Here is a 1,726-nt window from a genome sequence, read left to right as displayed (position 1 = left end):
TGGCCGGGATCAAGGCTTGCCTTCATGCCGCCCTGCAATATCTCAAGGTGAGGTCGGATCGGCTCCATTCCCCGTACATAACGCTCCGTTGTCGCAAGCTTCTTGTGTCTGAGGATTTGCTGAATCGCGATCATGGGAACATTGTTGTTCGCCAAAATCGACGCCGTAAGATGCCGTATCGCATGACACCCAAACGGCGTTATCCCAGCCTTGCGGCAGAGATTCTGCGGAAAGCCCCGATTCTCGGTATAGGGCTTGTGCTGAAAACGGCCCGATGGCTGTACGAACACCCATTCGTTTACCGCCTGCTGTCTGTGATCCAGAAGTGTGCGGTATAGCTCATCCGTCATGGGTAGCCATTCATATTCCATGGAACCGTCCTGACGCTTTCGTGTGCCGAGTCGCAGCCTTTTCCCGCCGAAATCAACGTCATTCCATTGCAACCGATACAGCTCCCCACGCCTTGCCGCTGTATGCAGGAAGGTCAGGAGCAGGACACGGTTTTGCCCTTCTGCCTGAGCATAGACTTTCCAGAAGTCTTTTTCAGGCGGAATGTATCGGTTCTGGCGCTGTTCCGGGAATCGCGGAACGGCAAGAAACGGATTCAAAGTCGGAAACCCTTCAAGGAACTTGATGCCGTAATTCCATGCTGCTGCAAGGTTTTTGCGTTCCTTGTTGGTGGAATATCCGCTTTTCTCCTGAAACAGGGCTTGAAGGTAATCCAGAGCGTCCTTCTTGCTGAAGTCCTGAGCCGCCTTGTGCGGATCAATGCTCTTGAAGAACCGTTTGAAGGCCGTTCGTTTCTCGCTGTAGGTCTTGGGCGCGAATTTGACCGCGTAATTCAGGTAGTGGTTCGCCAGTTCAAGCAAGGAGGTCGTGGGGATCGTCGGCTCTTCCGGCTCTGCCGTGGCATTCTTCCTTTCGACTTCCCACGCCTTGGCGTCCGCTTTTGTCTGAAACTGCCGCCTGTATTTTCGACCGTTCAGTTTGACTTGCGCCATCCAGACGGTTTTCCCGTTCTTCTTCAACTTGTAAGGCATAATGCCTCCTGATTGCTTCGCCTATGAGGTTTTCAAAGAACAGGACACGACGACCTAGCTTTACACCGCCGTAACGGGCAGGATGCCGCATCACCGTGGACTCTGCAACCTCGAAGAAATCGGCGGTCTCTTTCGGGCTGAATTTGCGTCCAAGCTGAGTCGTCATGCCCATCTCTATTCTCCCTCGGCCTCGAAATCGAAAATGGACTGCTTTTCAGGCGGAATTCCGAGTGCATCCGAATCAGCCGGAAGTCCGAATTTGAATCGCTCCGAATTCAAAATTCGGTATTTCAATTTGTCCCTGTAATAATTAGATTTCTTTTCGGTGATGCTTTCGAGTAGTTCGGGCGGCGTTTTGCCGGAAATCGAAATTGCTTCATGGAAAACCGATTCCAAATCCACGGAACAAAGCGAATCGGGATAGAGTTTTCCATCCTCTTCATCCAAAGTGGCCGCAAGCGAAGTAGCCAGACCGACCAATTGGGCGCTTAGCTGCTTCTGGTCATTGCGAATGGCCTTGGCTCTGATGGACGGTACCGGATCATGCACACCGAGGTAGCTTTGCTGGACCTTCTTCCACCACGGCAAGGTGCGGCGTTGCGTATGATGCTTGCCGCTTGTTTGGAACTTGAGCCAATTTTGCGTGCAATAGGCCCAGACATTTTCAAGGCTCTTGAACGCATCCT

At 52.3% G+C, this 1,726-nt stretch carries 3 protein-coding genes; all 3 read right to left on the bottom strand.

Going from position 1 to position 1,726, the window contains the following annotated elements; genetic code table 11:
* On the bottom strand, positions 1-869 hold an 869-nt coding region (locus B149_RS17630), incomplete at its 3' end, for a tyrosine-type recombinase/integrase (RefSeq protein WP_169332936.1).
* Positions 862-1,212 (bottom strand): hypothetical protein, encoded by a 351-nt coding sequence (locus B149_RS18785; protein ID WP_169332935.1) that lies wholly within the window; start codon positions 1,210-1,212, stop codon positions 862-864. The genes B149_RS18785 and B149_RS17630, both read right to left, overlap by 8 nt.
* Before the next feature lie 2 nt (positions 1,213-1,214).
* On the bottom strand, positions 1,215-1,726 hold a 512-nt coding region (locus B149_RS18780; protein WP_040373126.1), incomplete at its 5' end, for a hypothetical protein.

Origin of the sequence: Desulfovibrio oxyclinae DSM 11498, from assembly GCF_000375485.1 — a bacterium.
Classification (GTDB): domain Bacteria; phylum Desulfobacterota; class Desulfovibrionia; order Desulfovibrionales; family Desulfovibrionaceae; genus Pseudodesulfovibrio; species Pseudodesulfovibrio oxyclinae.
The sequence above is the reverse complement of the archived record's forward strand: the minus strand, read 5'-3'. Positions and strand labels throughout refer to the sequence as shown.